Genomic DNA, 20158 nt, shown 5'->3' on the forward strand with positions numbered 1-20158 from the left:
CGTTGATTGAGGCCCAGATGGCGGAATTGGTAGACGCGCTAGACTCAAAATCTTGTTTCGGCAACGGAGTGCAGGTTCGACTCCTGTTCTGGGCACATTGATTACCAAATACTTATAGAGGTTTGCACCAGCAAGCCTCTTTTCTTTTCCAATTATTTGCAAACAATTTTGTGCCAAATTTGCAAACAAATTAGCATGGTGCTAGATTCTTTGCTTAACCAAATTTTACCTCTATTAATCTCCTTTAATTTCCTTTAATTTCCTTTAATTTGGATATAGAAATTGATGAAAATTCGTTCCCATGTCGAAAGTTGTTTTCACATACCTTATCGGCAATCTCCGATCTGGATAGCATTTGGGCCTACGCGTCGATATCTTTTCAGCTATGGCGAACGATTAAAAAATGAGAGAGTTTGTAAAAGAACATAGTTATGAAGCAGGGAGAAGAAATGGTTTCAATGAAAGAGCTATTGCTGACGCCGCAAGCGGCCACATCATTTTATACAAGGGTTTTGTATGGTAGCAGGGCAAAAGCAAAAAACTGAAAAAAAGCCTCCTCTCTCCCAAACCTGGATCAATAATTAATGCTTCCCTGAAATTGACAAAGAAGGAGCAAAAGTCTATAGGTGCAGTAGCGAATCTGTCTTTAAAAAGTATGGATGGTGAGTTATGGAAGAATATTCCAGGCTATGAAGGATTATACCGGGTTTCAAACTTCGGAAGGGTAAAAACGCTGGCCAAAGTATCAGTGGGTATTTTTTTGCAGGCTCTAAAAAAAGAACGCTGCCATTATAAGAAAGGTCAATATTTTCTCTTTTCCCGTGATCAATATCATAACTCAATTTTTTGAAAATATCACCCAGTGTTTTCTCTTCATTTTCCCCGATAAGATTAATTACTTCTACAGCATCTTTAGGGCGTATTATTTGGGTTTTAACTTCATACATTTCATACAAAGCACGAGATTTTTTGATTAATTTCTTGTCAGCAGTAATTAGTATGTCGCAATATCTTGCAGAAATGCATTCACTTAGAATGCATTTTTCTCGTATTTTGCTAGAGCAAATACAATCAATAAAAATCTGTAAGTGTCCCTGTGTAAGTGTCCCTAAATCTATCTTATGAAATATATATATTCTATATTAATGCTATTTACTATAAATTTTTCTACATACCCGCAATCTTCAACTTATCAGTCTGCCATAAGAGCTTTATTATGGAAACAATCAGCAACCATGCTTGCTACAAAGCCAGAAGGGATCAAATATCGGGTAAAGGCTCAGACCTGGGATAACGATAATCCCTATGTTGTGGATTCCCAAACTTTCATCTATTCCGGCTCCCGTGTATCTCTCTTCGATTATAATAGCCTGTCCTTTCTTTATCCTGAAAATTTCTCGGGTCTATTAGAGCCATTATCCCAAGATGTGCCTCGTCCCTTAGGGGTATTGGCCGATAGCATTTTTTCGTATACAGCTCAAGGGCCTCTTAATGTCACAACCGCTGTTTACGAGGACGGCGATAAGGTCTCCTACTCCTCCTTTTCCTTTATTCCTCCAAATGATGTCAGGCAATGGGCTGTCCGTTATAACAGCCTGGGTTATATAAATGCTCTTTATTACATTGAAGGCCCCATGTCGCAGGGAGATACGATATTAAAACGGGAAATTACTTATGTTGGTAACACGGAGAAAATAGCGACCGATAGTTTCTTTGATAAGGGCCCCAATGGCTATATATCGTCCAAGTTCATTCGTTATTATTACAACAGTAACGGCAAACCTGATTCAATATTGATCTTTTACATTACACCAACGGGACTGATCAGCCTTTCTGAAAAGCAATTCTTTACTTATTATCCTAATGGCAATCTTTGGACATCAGGAGACAATGCAATTAGTGGACCAGAAAATTGGATATTTAGGGATAGTTTTGCTTATATACAAGGCATTATTTACACTACATTCCATGAATCAAGCAGAAGAATTATAACTTCAAATGCAGACGTAAAAACATCTTATAAAGCAATTACTTACCCCGGTGCCAATGGTTTGCCAGACTCCGTGACGCACTATTACAAAAATAACCAATCACCGACCTGGAGCAGAAATCCAACAGCTCTGTTCACTTATACGGCTTTCGGTGCTCCGGACTATATCGAGCTTCGTTCTGTATACGGTTCAAGCAGCAGGAGAAACAAGTTTTACTATGATATCTATGAAGACAACAAAATTGCAAAAGATAATATAACCATAGCACCCAACCCTTTTCCCGGATATATTCTAATAAATAATTACGGAAACGTTTCCTTAAGCGCTGAATTGGCTGTAATTGACATATTAGGTAGAAGGATTAATAGCAGAACAATTGTGTTAAGGAGTGGTAGCAATCAGGTAGATTTACAATATCTAGCTTGTGGCATGTATATCATAACTCTAAAAGAAAGCAGAAATAGTAAAGAGTTTCTTTGGATCGGTAAAATGGTACGGCTATAAAGTAATGCTTCTTGCTAAACAAGGCGAATTAAATCTATTGACTATTTTACCTGTAGAAGCTAAGATCTAACCCTGATTTAAAAGTAACTTTCTTGTGTTACTGTCAGGTTAAATCTTAGCTTCTACACAATATACTTCGGAACCTGCTACACTAAGTTCCGGTACAGGAAAGCCTGTTTACACTTTTGCGAAATGATCCTTATTGCTATAAAATACAGCATCTCTATTTAGATTGATGCTAGCAATGTCTATTATATCTGTTTTTTTTACACTCATTGATTGTTTCTAAATTTGTTTAAAGATACGACTGGTAACTATCAAACTGGTCCTCAATAATAAGAATCGATAAATTATCCTTTACCATCCGTGTTTAATTCAATGTTGATAATTGTTCCCTTATCGGGTTCGCTGTGAATATCAATTTTCCCTCGTAAAAAATCAACGCGGCTTTTGATATTCTCCATGATAACACACCGATATTCGGATGACATAATTTACTAACTTTATCATAACCCGTCAATTGCTTTTGAGTTAGTGACTGCAATCTCTGTATTTCATGAGTGGGTTAAGTGATAAACTTCAAAACCTGAAAAAGATGAAAAGTTTCTCAAATCCGGCAATATTACTGCTGGTAGTCATTTTTGCTGCTTCTTGCAGGAGCGATAAAAAACAGGCAGGCGAGCTAACGCCCGAATGTAAAAAGTGCAGCATCATGCCGGCAAACTATGAGTTTCCTGTAAAAGTTACCGATCGTGACGTCCCGTTTCAATTTTGGGAAGGTGCTTCGGCGGAGATTCTGGACAAGTCTTACATGCTCGGCCTACCCAAAAGCTATAAGGTGTCAAAAGAAGAGTCCCGGGCGCTACTGCAAAAGCTGAGGTTAAATAATGCCCGGGATATTGACGCCGGAAATGTGATGACCTACGTTGTGTACAGCAACATGGACAAGGCGGGAGGGGCATTGGGTTTTGACAATACCATCGGCGCTGCCATTTACTACGTAAGCGGAAGTAAGCTACATATAGCAGTATTCAAAAAAGACGGCGGACAGCTTGGACGCCTGACAGACTTCGGCTCGGAGGTCAACAGCATGCCTGTCATGGATTTTTATAAAATAGGGTTGATCGTAAAAGGCGGCAGTAAAAATGTTACCTCGCTGGTGATGTCAACCGCCAACTACACAAAGCTGCAGGCTAAGGCTATCATAATGATCTCGGCGAATACACTTACGGAGAAACTGAACGAATATTTCAGTAATAATAAGCTTACACTTGGCTAACCACAGTACAAATTTTCTACCTAAAGTTCGGAGCTCTAAAGTCATGATTAAATCGAATTTCATAAGTATGACGATCCCAGTTCATAACCGAGAAACCTGACGCATAACCGTGTAATTTGCACCTTGATTAAAGATCAAGATTACATACAAAAGGCTATCTTAAAGAGATAGCCTTTTTAAAATTCTGTAAATCTATAATGATAAACTAGCAATAGCATATTAAAACAAAACCCTGTGTATTAAAACGGATTAGTGCCCAAATGGTGTTTCAGTACAGAGGCCGGGAAATTCTTTGAATACTTTTTTGACTTTGCACAGGCCATAAATCGCATTTTTTTAGAATAATCGTGATACAATTTTCTGCGTTTGAATTCCGAAAATCAAAACGGTGATTCAGTACAGGCCGGGAAATTCTTTGAACACTTTTATGACTTCATTATAATAAACCCTTACGCTATCTCTATGGGCTGACATAGTACGCGGTTGCTGAGCCCTCCATGATAACAAAGACACCAAGATAAGTACACTTACAATTATCCTTTACCATCCGTGTTTAATTCAATGTTGATAATTGTTCCCTTATCGGGTTCGCTGTGAATATCTATTTTCCCTCGTAAAAAATCAACGCGGCTTTTGATATTCTCCATGCCTAATCCACCTGAAAAATTGATATTTAACCGATCGAATCCTTTACCGTTATCCTCAACCGTAATAAAAAACACATTGTTATTCTGGCTGCATTGTACAAAAGCATCAGTTGCCCCCGAATGCCTGACAACGTTGGCCAGCAATTCCTGTACAATACGGTAGATGATAATTTGCGCCTGCATTGGAATATTGCGGCTTAGGTTCATCAGGCTGGACTCCACATGCAGGTGACTTGACGATACGGACTGGCACAGATCGCTTAAAGCAACCTGTAGGCCGGAACGCAATAGAGCTTCAGGCATCATATTTCGGGCAATTCTGCGTAGCTCCGCAACGGAATGATCCAATTGCATGACGACACGCTGCGCTTCGGCGCTGGTATTTTCCTGCAATACATTCGTCAGGTTTATTTTTACCGCGGCCAGCATGCCGCCCAGGCCATCGTGAAGATCCCGGGCAAGGCGTGTTCGTTCTTTTTCTTCGCCGGTAAGCAGGGCTTGTGTTACGGCGACTTGTTGCCGTTGTTGAAGTGCCTGGATTTCTTGCTTCTCCTTAGCTTTGCGCAGACGGTATAACAAGAAAAAAATCAATACTAAGATCAGTACGGCCAACAGACCTGTCGATATGATCAGGCGTTGCCGTTTTACTTTAGATGTTGCGGCAATTAACTCCTTTTCCTTCCTTGCATAATTATACCGCCTCTCTAAATCGGCAATTTTTAGCCTGGTATCTTTTTGATAAAAACTATCTGCAAAGTCACCATATTTCACCATCCAGTCGTAGGCGGCCTTCATATTGCCCAATTCCGATTCCAGATAGCCAAGGTCATGGTATATTTGCTTCTTATCCCTGTCCTGATCGACATATCCTTCTTTCAGCATCTTCATTAATATTTGCTTAGCTGCTGCCGGTTTGTTCTTTTTGTCGTACAACCTTACTTTTTGATAAAGAAGACTGCGGATATCATACCTGCTATTCATGCGTTCAGCAATAGCTAAACCCGCATCGATATTTTCTTCTGCTTTTTTCCAATTTTTCATGTGGATGTAATACTGGCTCTCCACCATATGATAGTTAGTCATGTAAATGGATTGTGGATGTCTGCGAAGAATAGAATAGGCACTATCCAAATTAATACGGGTATAGGATAATGCATTCTGATAGATATAGGCTTGGGCAATGCGGCAAAAATTATCTCCCTGGCGCAGTTCTTGCGGCGCATGCCGCCTGAAAATAGCAATGGACTTATTCAGGTAAAAGATCGCTTTCGTATATTCACCGAAATCCATAAAAGGCAATCCAATGTTGCTGAAATCCTCTGCAACTCTGATGCTGTCTCCCCCCTTTGCAGCCAGAGGAATCGCTTTTTCCAGGTTTAACGTAATAAACCGCTGATTATCATTATTCCATTGGGCTATTGCCGCCTTATTTGCCCAGGTACGGCTTTGGTATAGGTAGGATGTTTTTGAAGTTATGGGCTCAAATAACCGCAATGCTTTGTCGAAAGCCTCTATAGCCTGAGGGCGGGCATAGTTCATGAGTATTCTTCCATGATAAAAATGTCCAATGCCTTCATAAAGAGGAAAGGGCTTGGCTAGTTCCATTCCCGCTTTAAGATATTGTAAGGCTTTTTGCCGATCCAAGTAGGACCATTCATCACCCAATTGGTAAAAAAGCATCGCTTTGCCGGAGTCCGTTTGGGTAACCGAAAGCAGCCGCGCCAAGCTATCTGTTACGGCATTATCCTGGGCTATAAGCCCTGTTGCATAGCATTGAACAAGTAACCAAATGCAAATTTTCTTCATGGCAAAGGAATATCCGGATTGGTTTCGGTATACAGAGAGCTGCTTATATACCTTCAATGGTAAAACAAAAATAAGCTTTATCACCTTTAGCTTGGTACCCAAAATCCCTTATTCTATCTAACGGTTTTCCTCTAGTTGCAAAATCAGAGATTCAGCAGATTGTCTTACGATTCGTTTTTGTTACAGAGCTCGTGGCGCTCGATGGTATCGTGTGGCTGTTAGTTGGCTAGAAGATGTAATGAAAAGGGCTGCCCCGGATGAGGCAGCCCTAAGCTTGTATGATGAAGGATATTTCTACAGAACAGGGGACGCTATTGGGGGTCCATGGTGATAGTGCATGGAAGTTTGAAGGTTCCCGGGCCAGTACCTCCTGTATAGGGTCCGCAGAATGCCGTAGCACAGAATTGCGTACCTGGTGCGCAACCCTGGCTTTCAGGGCACAGGCATTCGGATTGGCATGAATAATGGCAAGCACTGGCAAAGTCGGTATTGCTTCCCGCGCCTATGATCCCATTTTGCTGATTGTAATCCAGGGCTGAAATGGTTTCTTTCCCGAGGGACAATTTCTGTAAAGACACTTTTTTCTTTTTCATACAAAAATCAGGTTTAGTTGCAGCGAAGCTATAGCACATTCCAGTTGCCGAAAATAGATACATACAACCATTTTCATCCTGGTAGTTTTCTTCTATTCCGGGCAAGGTAATAACCTGGTTTAAGAAGGACTGCATGAGCGATACCAAAAATGTTTTTCAGTATACACTCCGGGAATCGAACATATTTTCTTTGAATGGTATATCCTGCTTTAAACCAGGAGGAAAATCAACGAGGCAGTGACAAAAGGAAGATTTTAGTGCATTCCTGTTAGTTGCTTCTTTTCTTTAAGATTTTAATACGTTCTGTACGCGTCGATTGTTTTATCTCTACAGCGTAAATATTTTCCGGCAGACCAGCAAGTGAAAACGGTATCATTGTAGTTGAACAGATTAACGTTTTGTTCCTGAGCAAGCGACCGGTCATATCAAAAAGGCTAACCATTATAGGTTCACCAAATTGATAACCTTGGTCAGGGATTATATTGATTTCGTCCTCCGTAGGGTTGGGGAAAATCATCGTATTACTTTGAGTAATGGCTGGTTTATCGTTTTGCTCAATTGACCCTTCTGCCAACTGTTGCTGTTGGCCTATCACAATATACGGAGCCAACTCTTCAAGTTTTACTAAATCAATAATTTGCCTAAGCTTAGTAGTGTCGGTATCTTCAATATAAATCTGGGAAATCCTTTGACGAACCGCTTGATTATAGTTTGAGGTATCTAAGGAACTGGCGAAATGCGCATTAACGCTAAATATAGTGGAATCCTGATTTGCGATGGCCGAAAGCGGTCTGTAACCATACCCAGTCCACACACTTGCGCCTGTTTGGGTAATTGTGTTACAAGTTGAGGTAATCTTCAGAGACCAGTTTACATAATATGTGCCATCTGACAAGAAATTGGGCGTCGTAACTACCCTTCCTGTAGCATGATATGGTAAGGAAAGGCTAGTCGAATTCTTACCATAATAAATAGTCCACTCATAGGTGGCCCCTAGTATATCTCTTGTCGCAAACAGAGTCAACCAACGAAAAGGGGACCCCCAGCCTGTACTGAGGCAAGTGACCATAATGGGAGACGGTGAAACTCTATTTATCACTACATGTTTTGATATTGTCTGTGTGGGGCATCCGGGCAAATCATAGGTAAAATTAAGGTTACAATAATTATACTCGGACGTTGTAACAGGGCGCATAACATAGGAATAATGGCAGCATCCGGAGGGGCCAGCATAAATCGTCATAGCATCATTACTAAAAGACCAATTACCCTTCCCTTCAAGCTCTATCGGAACTGAGTAGCTACTATTTCCGCAAAGCGTATCAGGGCCAGATATTGTAGCTGATGAACTGCAGATCTCTGTATGATTATCGGCTTCAGGATGTCTTTGCCAGATACGGACATAATCAACATCCACCGCCCCCATTGTACGGGCCGCTCCGCTCACGCTACTTTCATCAAAGTCCTCTTCAAATTTAGATTCGAGCCGCAGCTGACAATTGCTATTATTGATATAGGGGAAACCTTTGGTTACCTTATATGGAACGGAAAATGGTGTACTACATGTAGATGGGAATTTGAACAGGAATCCCCCGAATCCAAAGTCCGTATAATATTTCCACACCGTATTTACCAAATGCCCATCTAGATAAGTTTTTATCTGTGCCGTATCCCATTCACATGTATAAACGTGGAATTCATCTTGTTTAAAGTTCCGATGTAAGACCCAGTCCACCCAGGACTGTTTGGGATATTGGTACCCTAAAATATACTTATTGGTAATACCGTATGGATTAGTCTTTGGCACCCAGGAATACGTAACGTAGCTGGCCCTTGTCCTTTCACCAACAAATAAAGGGGCGCTGACGAGGTCCGGTGAGGAGAATACATGGTAATCTTCCATGCAGAACCAATCGGCTCTTCCCTGACCATTACCGCATTTTATGTCGTGAGAAGGATATAAATATATACGGCCATTAAACACCCTTGCGGACGGGTCTGCCGTAAACTGGCTGCGTATAACAGGATTCTGGGCCCGGGCCTTAAAGCTTATACAGGTGATGAAAATCCCAATAATCAAACCATAAATTATACCTTTCATTGGTCGTGTCGCTGAGCATTTATGAGTAGGTACGGGAAGCATTTTATTGCCGGAACATCGGGTCGTCCCCTTTGTAATAGAGGTAGCGGAATACCGCGTTATTATTGCTGCTATTGCTGGATGAGGTTGCGTACATCGCGAGGATGCACCCGGTAAAACCGCCGGCTTCATGGGTGCTTAACCATCTGCCATCTACGCCGGTTTTAAGCAGGTTCCACTGGTTTTCTTTTTGCGCATAATAAAAGCTATAGCTGCCTCCTTCTGCCTTAATGCGTAGCCAGATACTTCCTTGCTGGTTACGGACAGGCTTTTCAGCAAGCAGCTCCATGGCTTCTTTATCTTTATTGCTTTTGAATAGCTGTACAACAGGTTTGCCTGCAGCGTAGGATTTGCATAGGTAATAGAAATGTCGCTCGTCCTGGAAGGCCAGCAGCCCGGCTTTTTCGTTTTCTTTGACCGTTTCAAAATCAAGCTTCGTTTCTGTGGTACAATACAGGTGCTGTTGGCGTTTGCCAACAAATGCCGGATTGTCCAGGCCCATGCATGTTGCCGGTTTTAAATTTAATTTCAATCCTTCGGCACCGGTGGAAAAATTGCTGCTATCCACAGTACGCAAAAAAAGCAGTGAAGGGTCGGCACCATTTTCAAAAGTGAGCCTGTAAGAAAAGTTGCCGCTTTGGGGTAAAATTTTACCAGGTTTCTGCTCTTTGTAATGAGCCGTGTACCGGTACTTTATTTCCGGGCTTCCCGGATTGATGACCGGCCATCCGTCTTTCCATTCTACAGGGGCTATAAATGTTTCTCTGCCGGTATTGTAATAGTCGCCTGAATACGGTCGCACAGCAAGGAAGACGGCATATGTTTTACCATCGGGACCTTCTACGAACTGGGCATGGCCTGCAGAAGTGATAGGGTCTTTCCTGTCTTCAGGCAAATTCCTTTGGGTAAGTATCGGGTTGTGCTCGTAAGAGATATATGGGCCCCATACCGATTTGCTGCGGAATACGACTTCTGAATGATTGACGGAGGTGCCCCCTTCCGCGGCATAGAGATAATACCATCCATTCGCCTTCATGATATGGGGGCCTTCTATCCAGACCGGCTTTTGGGAGATATCTACACCGCCATTGATGAGTATTTTTTCCGCTCCGCTTATCTTGCCGGCTAAAGCGTCCAATTCATACATTCTTATGGTACGGTGGCCGGGATAAAGCGATTGGTGATCCGGCGGATCACTATTGTAGAGGATGTAGGCCTTGTCGTCATCATCGAAAAACAGTGATGGGTCAATACCGCGCACGTCGGGTAGCCATACCGGATCGCTCCAGGGGCCGGCCGGATCCTTGGCTGTTACCAGGAAATTCCCCTTATGGTCAATATTGGTACAGGTTACGTAGTAGAGCCCGTTGTGAAAGCTTATCGCGGGCGCAAAAAGACCCCGGGTTACCTTGTCTCCTATGAAGTTAAGCTGAGCGGGTCTGCTGATCACATTGCCGATCTGTTGCCAGTTTTTAAGGTCTTTACTATGGAAAACCGGTAGTCCGGGGAAGTAAGAAAATGTCGAATTGACCAGGTAATAATCGTCGCCTGTTTTTACGATACTGGGATCAGGGTAAAAGCCACTTAAGATCGGGTTGGTTAAGGTAATGGATTGCGCGTCTGCAAAGCTAAAGGATATGGACAGCAGGCAGCTTACGATCAGTATCCGCCAATTGAGTTTAGCTATTTTCATAATTATATCGGTTTAAATAAGACGTACAATGTGTCAATTTGCCAGGAATGTATACAGCGCTCCTTTTTTTGTGGGGATATCGTAAAGAAATGTCTGCTTTAGATGAGGAGGTGTAATAACGGCATGGGCAGCAATGACAGGTTGTGTGGTTTTTTCGGTTGCATAAAATGAGTTCGGATTTTTACCCGTCGCTATCTGGGGACTATCGCCTTTACTTGTTTTCAGTACATTCGGTACGCGCAGGCGAAGGTTGCCACCCAATGTGGACCGGATCGTTACGGTTACTAAGCGCGCGTCCTTCCATTTCATCTGAACAATTTCAAATCCTCCTCTTGCCCGCAATCCTCCTAAGCTGCCTTCAGGCCAGGCATCGGGTAGGGCAGGTAACAGGTGAAGTGCACCATCTGCGCTTTGCATCAGCATTTCGGTAATGCCGGAAGTACATCCGAAATTGCCATCTATCTGGAAAGGCGGATGGGCATCGAACAAGTTATTGTAGGTTCCGCCGCCATCAGGATTCGTTCCCAGGGGAGAAAGCTGATTCTGGATGAGTGTATACGCGTGGTTGCCATCCAGCATCCTGGCCCACCAGTTTATTTTCCATCCCATGCTCCACCCGGTAGATACATCCCCCCTTTGCAGCAAGGTATTGAGGGCGGCACTGTAGAGTTCCGGTGTGCGATAGGGAGAGATCTGGTTTGAGGGAAATAAGCCATATAAGTGTGAAATATGGCGATGATGATCGTTAGGATCATCTGCATCGTCCAGCCATTCCTGTAGCTGGCCATACCTGCCTATATGCATGGGCGGCAGTCTTTCCCGCATATACCCAATGGTATCGGCAAAATTGCTATCTACACCCAGCACGGCTGCAGCTTTTATCGCTGTGCTGAATGCATCAAAGACAATTTGGTTGTCCATGGTAGTGCCCGCGTCGATACTGGAGCCGTCGTGTGCTTTCGGAGCGTTCTCCGGTGAGGTGCCCGGGTTTACCACCAGCCAATGATATAGGGGATGCTCCACCAGGAAATCCGCATAAAACAGCGCGGCTCCCTTTATAGCCGGGTAGGCCGCTTTCAGAAATGCTTTACCAGGCACATCAAAACTGCAGCGCCTGCAGGAAAATGCCGGTGCGCTCAAAGTTACACTGACCCAGGAGGAGTTATACCATATAAATGCAGCACTCGTGACTATTAAAATTTCCGGTGAGCGCTATCCCGCATCCATACAGGCAGCTACGGGGAGGAAATAACGACCCCAGAACTAGGTCTGGACCTTCGTTTTAAGCAGTGTAAGGTTGGGAAAGCATAGTTAGTTAAATCCCGCCCTGAATTCCAGCGGGCTTTGGTTCGTCTTGCTTTTAAACAATTTGCTGAAGCTTTGCGGATGTTCGAAGCCCAGCTCATAGGCGATCTCAGAAACGGATAAGCTGGTGGTAGAGAGCTTTTCTTTGGCTTTATCGATGAGCTTTTCGTGGATGTATTGCTGGGTGCTTTGGCCGGTCAGTGTTTTAAGCAAGCCGCGCAGGTAGCTCTGTGAGATGTTGAGCTGGTTTGAAATGTATTGTACGGTGGGCAGACCTTTGGAACATAATGCTTCATCACCGAAGTAAGCATTCATCAGCTGCTCCAGCCGGTCGAGAACCTGGTGATTGCTTTTCTTGCGGGTGAGGAACTGCCGTTGATAAAAACGCTCTGCATAATTCAGCAAGGTTTCCAGGTGGGAGATCAGTATGTCCTGGCTGAACCGGTCTATATTGTTGTGATACTCTGTCTTCAGGTTGTCGATGATACTATTAATGATCGTCTCTTCTTTATCGGACAGAAAGAGCGCTTCATTGACCGCGTAATCAAAGAACTCATACTGCTTTATCTTCTTGGCCAGCGCCGTTCCCCACAACAGATCGGGATGTATCAGCAATATCCAGCCGGAGAGATCGTCGCCGGGATTGGGACCGGCACCGCGTAATACCTGGTTAGGCGCTACGAAATACATCATTCCTTCGTCAAAATCGTAAGTCTGCTGCCCGTAAAAGAGCTTATTGGAGAATCCGCGCTTTAAGGAGATATAATAAAAATCGAACATGGTGCTCATCTCCGTCATGCCTTCAGGCATTTGTAAAGCAGCATAATTTACGACGCTGATCAGCGGATGCTCCGGTTTGGGCAGCCCTAGAATACGATGTCCGTCGCTGATAGACTTTATTTTTAACGGCACTGGCATACGACAAATTTAATTTTTAAAAGGGTATTTCAGCCAAATCACTACTAAGGGGATGACCAGGAAAGGAATTTCCAGGATAACCATGTTCACATTACTCGCACGCAACGCCAATGCCATGATCAGCACAATGGATAGCGCATTCAGTACATTGCCCCAGAAGAACGTTCTGGGAAACAGCAGCAATATGCCGGTCAATATGGTAAGGACACCCATAACGGGGATCATCCCTTCACTGATGCCCAGCTCGTTCATCATTTTTAAAGACTGGGGATTGCTTTTGTAATGAAACGTGTCCCAGCCGTGTTTAAAACTGAGCACCACCGAAACGATCAGCAGTAACAGGGAGGTGATATTTTTATCATTTTAAAAGGTAGTTATTAAAGAGGTAACTAAATACCATAGCAATCGGAACACCTATCGCCGCACTTGTCAAAGCTTTCCTGGCTTTGTTCGGAAATTGCTTTCTGTGATGGAAATACAGGATAAAACCAATGGGCGGGACGACATTGGAAAGTATAAACCAGAGTCTGGACAGCTCGTCTTTTTTGTTATTGCTTTTCATGTGTTATATTTTTATCGAACGCGTTTAAATTTCATTGTTTTTCCTAATAGAGAGAACCCGATATATCCACGGAAATCCAGTTCATTTTCGCTTGTCAATTTTGCCTTTACACGGTAATTCCTGCCTTCGGCAGGATTATACAGATTGCCCCCTGTGTATTCGCTATCTTCATAAGAAAGGTTGGTGATATTAGTGATGCCGTACCGCGACCGGCTACGCAGGTCTTTGTCTGGATTTTTATCATCTCTCTTGGGGGTCTTCCCATCCGATTCGAACATATTGGAAGCATACAATAGCTTACCAAAATACTTTCCGCCTGACTTATAGAACTCGAATTTCAGCCTGGGATCCGAATCTACGCTTTCCCAGACGCCGATTATTTTATCGGCAGCTAATTGTGCAAAGGATGCAAAGGATACCAGCAGCATCATGGCTGTAAAAAGTGTTTTTTTCATCTCTGTTATTTTTGATTGTTAGTATGCAAGGCTTTGAATTTTTTGAACTCCCTGTGCCCGAAGCGGATAAGGGCATTGGGCATGATCCTGCTGGCCATTTTGATAACGCCTATTAAGAATGGCCTGAGCTCTTTCCTGTCATTCAACAATTGTTTGATGGAAATGCGCACCATTTGATCTGCATCCATCATTTGCTTTGGGTTTACCGGCATTATCCAGTCATTCTGAAGATTGGTATTGACACCCGGCGGTATCATTTCAAACACTTTTACACACGTATCTTCCAACTGCAAACGTAAAGCCTGCGTATAAGCGTGAACGCCCGCTTTTGTAGCGCTGTAAACCGGCGCAACGGTATAGGGCATAAAGGCAATGCCCGACGACACATTAATGATGGCAGCTGACTGCTGCTTTTTTAAATGCGGAAGGAACTGATGTACCATACGGATGGTGCCGGAAAGATTGGTAGCAATTTCGCGGTTGATGTTTTCCAGATCAAGCGTGGTGTTCTGCAGATTTATCAGCCGCATCAGCCCTGCGTTGTTGATGAGGATGTTCAGATCGGGGAATTGCCTGGTAACATCTTTATAAAGCTGTTCAATGTCCTGCGGTTTACTTACGTCACTCTGAAAGATATGTACCTGGGGGAACTTTCTTTTTGTTTCGTTCAAAGCATCGGTATTGCGACCGGTAACGATGATCTGCGCCCCTTGTTCCGTCAGCTGTTTGACCAATTCAAGCCCGATCCCGCTGGTGCCGCCGGTGATCAGGACGGTGCTGTTTTTCAATTGCATGATTTTGTCTTTTTGTTGATGCAAAGGTGTCGCCGTATCAAAAAAGACCTGTAGCGTAAACGACTTTTGATGTAGCCAAAAGTGAAAGGAGGTGTGATCTGGCTGGCCGGTAATTACCCATACAACCTGGAAGACTACCTTTCGCAGTTGCAGGCCCTGCCGCCTGGCCTTTTCGTCAATATCGTTTTGAAGACCCGGATGGAAAGCAACAAGAGCATTAGCCGGGATGCTGCGGTCGCCGCAGGAGCAGTTGGCTTTATACAGGAAAGGAGGAACGGGCGTTTGGGCATCCGGACCGGGTACAGGCATGGCGTGGATAGACGGGCGAAGATGCCACGTTACCACACCGGTTATGGCTGAAGCAATGTGACGGTGGCCAACCTAGCTGAATGATTGCCGGAATGCCAGCGGCGAAAGGGCGGTTTTGGCTTTGAAAAATTTGCTGAAGGACTGAGGATGCCCGAACCCTAAGCAGTAAGCAATCTCGCTGACCGATAAGGTAGTGGTGGATAGCTGTTCTTTCGCCTTTTCAATCACCTTTTCATGAATGTGCTGCTGGGTACTTTGCCCCGTCAGTATTTTGAGCAGGCCACTGAGATAATTGGGCGAAATGTGGAGCTGCTCGGCGACATAAGTAACGGTCGGCAAGCCTTTCTCCAGCAGCGTCTCATCAATGAAATAGGCGGACAGCACCTGCTCCAACCGGTCCAGCACCTGGTGGTTATCGATCTTCCGGGTCAGGAATTGCCTGTGGTAGAAACGCTCCGTATAGGTCAGTAACAATTCGATCTGGGCGATGATGACGTCCTGACTGAACTGGTCGATATTCGCCCGGCTTTCTTCATCGATCCGCTGCATAATGTCAATTAAGAGCCCTTCTTCTTTGGGCGAAAGAAAAAGCGCCTCATTGACCGCGTAGTCAAAATAAGCATATTTTTTTATGGTTTTGGCCAGCGGCGTATGCCAGAGCAGGTCGGGGTGGATCAGCAGGTTCCAGCCCACGGGGTTGCTTTCCTGATGGTGGTCCGTCTCTACCCGGAGCACCTGGCCCGGCGACATACAGAACAATATCCCTTCGTTGAAATCATATGGCTTCTGGCCGTATTTCATTTTGACATGGAAATTCCGCTTCACCGCGATGGAATAAAAATCCATTACGCGGCTGAATGGTGCCAGGCACTCGCGGTTGAAATCCTCGAAGCGCACGACGCTGACCAGCGGATGCGGCGGGCTGGGCAGCTGCATGAACTGGTGAAATTCACTGATGCTCTTGATACGGTACAGTTCCATAGCCGTTTAAAATTACGCCTTTGACCGGTAAACCGCTGCAAATTCCTGAATGAACTCCGGCAGTTTAACTTTACCAAGGGCCGGTTTATTTCTTTCATAGTCGCTTTTCAGCAAACCGCTGTGGATGGCAGCGCCTAGTTCGATCAGCAGGTCGGTGACAGCCGGTGGCCTGCCAATCTCCAGCATGAAGTCTCTAACCTGCTCGTCGGAAAAGGTGAGCCATTTCAGGTGGGGTTTACCAATGGCTTCGCCAATAAGCCGGGCTACCTCACTACAGCTGCGCTCATCGCTGGCGATGTAGCGGATTTTATTTTGCGGGTTTTCTCTGGTCAGTTCTTCCGCCGCCGCGGCCGCGATGTCCAGCGGAGATACCATCACCAATTTATCGTCGCCACCGAAATTGGTACCGATGATCCCCTGATTTTTGATCATATCCAGGAAATGGTACAGGTTATAATAAAAATAACCAGGGCGCAGGCACGTAACCATAACATTTTGCAGTGCATTCAATATACCCTCGGCCTGGTGCGAACCAACGATGATACCCGTACCTTTGTCCAGGTCAGCGCCATAGCTGCTCAGGTAAACGACACGTTTAACCCCCGCGTTTCGCACGGCTTCGGCGTAGGCCATTGCCGTGTTGCGGTAGTAAGCAATTATATCGGTTGCCGCAAAATTGGGCGGCGTCATGGCATAAACAGCGTCGGCACTGATAAAAGTCTCCTTCAGAAATGCCGCATCTTCGACCGAGCCGATAGCCGTTTTGGCGCCTAGCCGGATTATTTCTTCCTGGTTACCGGCATTCCTGCTGATAATGGTCACCTCGTGACCTTTTGTAATAAGTTCCTGCGCGAGCGGTTTACTGATATGGCCCAATGAGCCTGTAACGATGACCTTCATAACTATTGTTTTAATACCACAAAGGTCCCTGGGAAGGAGCAGATCGATCTAACCGAATCTACGTTTGTTGTAGCCGGATATAAGGATCGGGCCTTCAGCTAAACCTCAAAGCAGATCCATATCCCGCGCTACGTAGTAGCTCGGTACCAGCGGCCGGAAGCCGGTCCGGTGACGCAGCTTGGAACTGTCCAGCACGCCATCGAAGGGATCGTTTAGCGGGCCTGGCTCTGCCTCGAAAGTTTCCGCCGCTTTTCCGACCGACTCGGCCAGTTCGTATAGGCTGATCGGCGCATCATCGGCGACATTGAATATCTCGCCGTTCAGTCCCTCATGCCGCAGCAGCAGCATGAGCGCCTGGGCGACATCCAGGTGGTGTACCATATGCATGCGGTACCCGGGATGACGTTTCCACTGTTTGAGGATGGGCATGATCTCTTCGATATGTGGGTCCCGGTCGCCGTAAACAAAGCCCAGGCGAAGTACCCGTACATCCGGGTGCAATCGCAGCAGTTCCTGTTCGGCAGCGACCTTGCTGGCTGCGTATGGGCGTGGATCGTTGATATCCACCGGGTCGGTTTCTTTGGCCGGATGGCCGTAACCTGCGTGGTAAACATTGCTGGTGCTGGTAAAGACGAAACGTTTCACCCCGGCGGCCAGCGCGGCTTCAGCCAGCGCGACGGTACCCGAATGGTTGGTTTTAACAATACCCTCGTTGTCCGTAAAGGTCCGGAACAACGCGGCCAGGTGGATCACGGCATCCATGCCGGCCACTGCGGCGGATAGCGAAGCCGGTTCATAAAGATCGCCAACCACTACCCTCGTGCCGGGTATTGCTTTGGCCGCATCGCGCACTAAAATGGTGACATTATAGCCCTTGGCTAAGAGGCGCGGCACCAAACGGCTGCCGACTTTTCCTGTTGCCCCTGTTACTAATATTTTCATGGCACAAAGTTGCCCGAAACAATACTTCCAACCAATCGATAATCAAATCAAAAACTATGAATTTCAAACCTTTCGGAACGCATTCGGCGTGGTGCCGGTTAGCCGCTTGAAATAATTATTGAAATAGGCCGGGTATTCGAAACCCAACGCGTAGGCGACGTCGGCCACGCTCCAGTCTGTATGCTGCAAAAGCGCCTTGGCTTCGGCAGTGATGCGGGCGGCGATGTGGGTCGAGGTCGGCTGACCGGTCACCGATTTGACGGCGCGGTTCAGGTAATTGACGTGCAGGAACAGCCTGTCCGCAAATTGCTTTGGGTTTCGCAACTGTAGCGGCTCATTCGGCCGCTCGATGGGGAACTGCCTTTCCAGGAGGTCCAGGAACAAATGTGTCACCCTGCCGGCGCCGTTCTGAAATGCCATAGCCTGTTTCGGCGGCTGTATGCGTAGCGCTTCATGAAGGATCACTGAGATGCAGTTCCGGATCAGGTCGCTTTTATAAGGGTAGTCCTCCTGGTAGACCACCAGCATTTTCCGGAAAATACTTTCCATAAAAGCCGCCTGCGCGCTATTGAGCGGGATAACCGGGTTGTCGTCCGCGCGGAACAACGGAGAATCGTGCAGTTCGCGGCTGTTCATAAAAGTTTCAGTGAACAGGCAGGCATAGCCATCCGTCCGGTTCACGCGGCTGACCACCGAATGGGGCACTTTCGGGTTCACAAAGAAGAGCACCGTGCCTTTGAGCTCCAGCAATTCCCCGCCATATTTCACGGTCAGGTCGCCGTTGACGAGGCCCATTTTATAAAAGTCCCGGCGGCCCCGGTGGTGCGGGAGTTCCTGCGAAGGCTGCAAGGCATGCACCCGGAAGCCTTTCAGCCGCAGATCTTCCATATTCACACCGGGAATTTCACCTGTCATTCCGCAAAGTTAATAAAATCAAACCGTGGAATGCGGTGTAGCGACCCAGCGAGAAAGGAAAGAACAGAACGTAAACTGGTGTAGGATGAGCTTTACTAAATGCGAGGAATTTTAAATAATACTTTTAAAACGAAAATAGATACTTACGTGAAAAATCCGATGAACTTGACCCCATTTAACCGGTTGATAGCCAGCCGACTAAACGGATACGTCAGCGCCGGATTTTCCACCAGGCACCCGGTATCTTATTACCCTTCTGATTTCGGTAAAGGCTGATTGGAGGTTATTCCAATTCGTCAGATTAATCCAGATGAAGTATTTATCAATTCGTACCCTTCACAAGAATCCAAAATCACTATATTTCTGGCTTATTTATAACGAAAAAGTTTATGCGAAATAAAGAAGGCATTCAAAGTTTTTTTTATCTTTGTATAGACAATGGGAAAATGTGTACAGAAGCGGAAAGGTTTGTGACACGACACGCATTTGACACGCATATTGCATAAATGATTGATTTACAAAAGGATACTTGTGTCTTTTCTGGGCACACTGATTACCAAATACTTATAGAGGTTTGCACCAGCAAGCCTCTTTTCTTTTCCAATTATTTGCAAACAATTTTGTACCAAATTTGCAAACAAATTGGCCTCGGTGCTAGATTCTTTGCTTAACCAAATTTTACCTCTATTAATCTTTTCTCCATTAATCCAATTGGGATACTCTCTTATGAATTTTAGGATAGAAATATCTTCTGTTTTTAAAATTTTCTAAGTGATCGACATTTTAGTTTAAAGATGACTGACTATTATTATCGGAGGGCTGGTCTGGTATCTCAATTTTGAAATTTAGATTATAACAGGAAAAACATCAAAAAATGAGCTCCCGCTGACAACGCTGCAGGAGCTCATTTTTTTGCTCCCTAAGATCATGATCACTAGGCTGCCGGTAGTGTCAGTGGCTTCTGATGAGAGTTATAATGTATGAGTGTATTGCTTTTTTCAAAACACAATAAATATAAAAACAGCCCCCATTGCTGAGGACTGCTTACTCTAACTAACCAATGAACCATCTTACTTCGTTTTCATCATTTTTCCTGAAACGGTATTCCCGCTCATACCGGTAATAGAAACATGGTACAGACCTTCGCTTAAGCCATCGAGGAACAGCTTAACAGAGGATTGCGCCTGATTTATTTCCCTTACGATACGCCCGGTGGCATCATACACTTTTATGGTTTCGCCGCCATCCAGGCCATCAATAATGACATAGTCTTTAGCAGGATTGGGATGTATGCTGATGCTGCTGCCGCTTTCGAAAGACAGCTGCCTTACCTCGCTGTATTCGTAGATACCATCCTTGTCTGTTTGTTTCAGCCGGTAATAGTTGTTACCCCTGAGCGGTGTCTTGTCGGTATAGCTGTAGAC

Annotated in this window: 18 protein-coding genes and 1 tRNA gene; 5 read left to right on the plus strand and 14 right to left on the minus strand. The window is 45.0% G+C overall.

Translation table 11 applies throughout. The annotated features are described in order from the left end of the window. The first annotated feature begins 11 nt into the window (after window positions 1-11). The 4 genes from DZC79_RS13295 to DZC79_RS13310 all read left to right on the plus strand — a co-directional run bounded on the left by DZC79_RS13295 (window position 12) and on the right by DZC79_RS13310 (window position 3774). Window positions 12-95, plus strand: a tRNA-Leu gene (locus DZC79_RS13295). 560 nt (window positions 96-655) lie between these two features. Continuing rightward, window positions 656-850 carry an NUMOD4 domain-containing protein gene (locus DZC79_RS21865; protein WP_118952078.1) on the plus strand — a complete coding sequence of 65 codons (195 nt, stop codon included), beginning with the start codon at window positions 656-658 and terminating at the stop codon, window positions 848-850. A gap of 271 nt (window positions 851-1121) precedes the next feature. Beyond that, window positions 1122-2495 (plus strand): T9SS type A sorting domain-containing protein, encoded by a 1374-nt coding sequence (locus DZC79_RS13305; protein WP_118952079.1) that lies wholly within the window; start codon window positions 1122-1124, stop codon window positions 2493-2495. 556 nt (window positions 2496-3051) lie between these two features. Beyond that, on the plus strand, window positions 3052-3774 hold the full coding sequence (locus DZC79_RS13310; protein ID WP_118952080.1) for a hypothetical protein: 723 nt from the start codon (window positions 3052-3054) through the stop codon (window positions 3772-3774). 533 nt (window positions 3775-4307) lie between these two features. Here the strand turns inward: DZC79_RS13310 and DZC79_RS13315 are convergent. The 9 genes from DZC79_RS13315 to DZC79_RS13360 all read right to left on the minus strand — a co-directional run bounded on the left by DZC79_RS13315 (window position 4308) and on the right by DZC79_RS13360 (window position 14687). After that, window positions 4308-6227: a tetratricopeptide repeat-containing sensor histidine kinase gene (locus tag DZC79_RS13315; protein WP_118952081.1), complete on the minus strand. Its 1920-nt coding sequence runs from the start codon at window positions 6225-6227 to the stop codon at window positions 4308-4310. Between the two features lie 311 nt (window positions 6228-6538). Next, window positions 6539-6955 carry a class I lanthipeptide gene (locus DZC79_RS13320; protein WP_118952082.1) on the minus strand — a complete coding sequence of 139 codons (417 nt, stop codon included), beginning with the start codon at window positions 6953-6955 and terminating at the stop codon, window positions 6539-6541. A gap of 133 nt (window positions 6956-7088) precedes the next feature. Then, window positions 7089-8921, minus strand: coding sequence for a T9SS type A sorting domain-containing protein (locus DZC79_RS13325; RefSeq protein WP_157977130.1), 1833 nt, complete (start codon window positions 8919-8921; stop codon window positions 7089-7091). A 43-nt stretch (window positions 8922-8964) separates the two neighbouring features. After that, complete coding sequence (locus DZC79_RS13330; protein WP_118952084.1) at window positions 8965-10653, minus strand: glycoside hydrolase family 43 protein; 1689 nt, start codon at window positions 10651-10653, stop codon at window positions 8965-8967. A gap of 33 nt (window positions 10654-10686) precedes the next feature. Further along, a complete protein-coding gene (locus DZC79_RS13335) occupies window positions 10687-11751 on the minus strand; it encodes a glycosyl hydrolase family 95 catalytic domain-containing protein (RefSeq protein ID WP_198666885.1) in 1065 nt (354 codons plus the stop codon). Between the two features lie 213 nt (window positions 11752-11964). After that, complete coding sequence (locus tag DZC79_RS13340) at window positions 11965-12876, minus strand: helix-turn-helix domain-containing protein (RefSeq protein WP_118952085.1); 912 nt, start codon at window positions 12874-12876, stop codon at window positions 11965-11967. A gap of 9 nt (window positions 12877-12885) precedes the next feature. Beyond that, window positions 12886-13197, minus strand: coding sequence for a DoxX family protein (locus tag DZC79_RS13345; RefSeq protein WP_317124961.1), 312 nt, complete (start codon window positions 13195-13197; stop codon window positions 12886-12888). Window positions 13198-13449: 252 nt separating this feature from the next. Further along, window positions 13450-13893 (minus strand): DUF2147 domain-containing protein, encoded by a 444-nt coding sequence (locus DZC79_RS13355; RefSeq protein ID WP_118952088.1) that lies wholly within the window; start codon window positions 13891-13893, stop codon window positions 13450-13452. Between the two features lie 5 nt (window positions 13894-13898). Continuing rightward, entirely contained in the window at window positions 13899-14687 is a 789-nt protein-coding gene (locus DZC79_RS13360; protein ID WP_118952089.1) for an SDR family oxidoreductase, read from the minus strand. A gap of 93 nt (window positions 14688-14780) precedes the next feature. Between DZC79_RS13360 and DZC79_RS21475 the strand changes: the two genes are divergently transcribed. Next, window positions 14781-15047: a hypothetical protein gene (locus tag DZC79_RS21475; protein ID WP_198666886.1), complete on the plus strand. Its 267-nt coding sequence runs from the start codon at window positions 14781-14783 to the stop codon at window positions 15045-15047. A 21-nt stretch (window positions 15048-15068) separates the two neighbouring features. Here DZC79_RS21475 and DZC79_RS13370 read toward each other — a convergent pair whose 3' ends face one another. From DZC79_RS13370 to DZC79_RS13390, 5 genes are all read right to left on the minus strand, one after another. After that, window positions 15069-15977 carry a helix-turn-helix domain-containing protein gene (locus DZC79_RS13370; RefSeq protein WP_118952091.1) on the minus strand — a complete coding sequence of 303 codons (909 nt, stop codon included), beginning with the start codon at window positions 15975-15977 and terminating at the stop codon, window positions 15069-15071. A 12-nt stretch (window positions 15978-15989) separates the two neighbouring features. After that, a complete protein-coding gene (locus tag DZC79_RS13375) occupies window positions 15990-16877 on the minus strand; it encodes an NmrA family NAD(P)-binding protein (protein WP_118952092.1) in 888 nt (295 codons plus the stop codon). Between the two features lie 105 nt (window positions 16878-16982). Then, window positions 16983-17819 carry an NAD-dependent epimerase/dehydratase family protein gene (locus DZC79_RS13380; RefSeq protein ID WP_118952093.1) on the minus strand — a complete coding sequence of 279 codons (837 nt, stop codon included), beginning with the start codon at window positions 17817-17819 and terminating at the stop codon, window positions 16983-16985. Window positions 17820-17882: 63 nt separating this feature from the next. Further along, a complete protein-coding gene (locus DZC79_RS13385) occupies window positions 17883-18734 on the minus strand; it encodes an AraC family transcriptional regulator (protein WP_118952094.1) in 852 nt (283 codons plus the stop codon). A 1070-nt stretch (window positions 18735-19804) separates the two neighbouring features. Then, a partial coding sequence (locus tag DZC79_RS13390) for a T9SS type A sorting domain-containing protein (protein WP_157977131.1) occupies window positions 19805-20158 on the minus strand: 354 nt, incomplete at its 5' end.

Origin of the sequence: Taibaiella helva, from assembly GCF_003545695.1 — a bacterium.
GTDB classification, from domain to species: domain Bacteria; phylum Bacteroidota; class Bacteroidia; order Chitinophagales; family Chitinophagaceae; genus Taibaiella; species Taibaiella helva.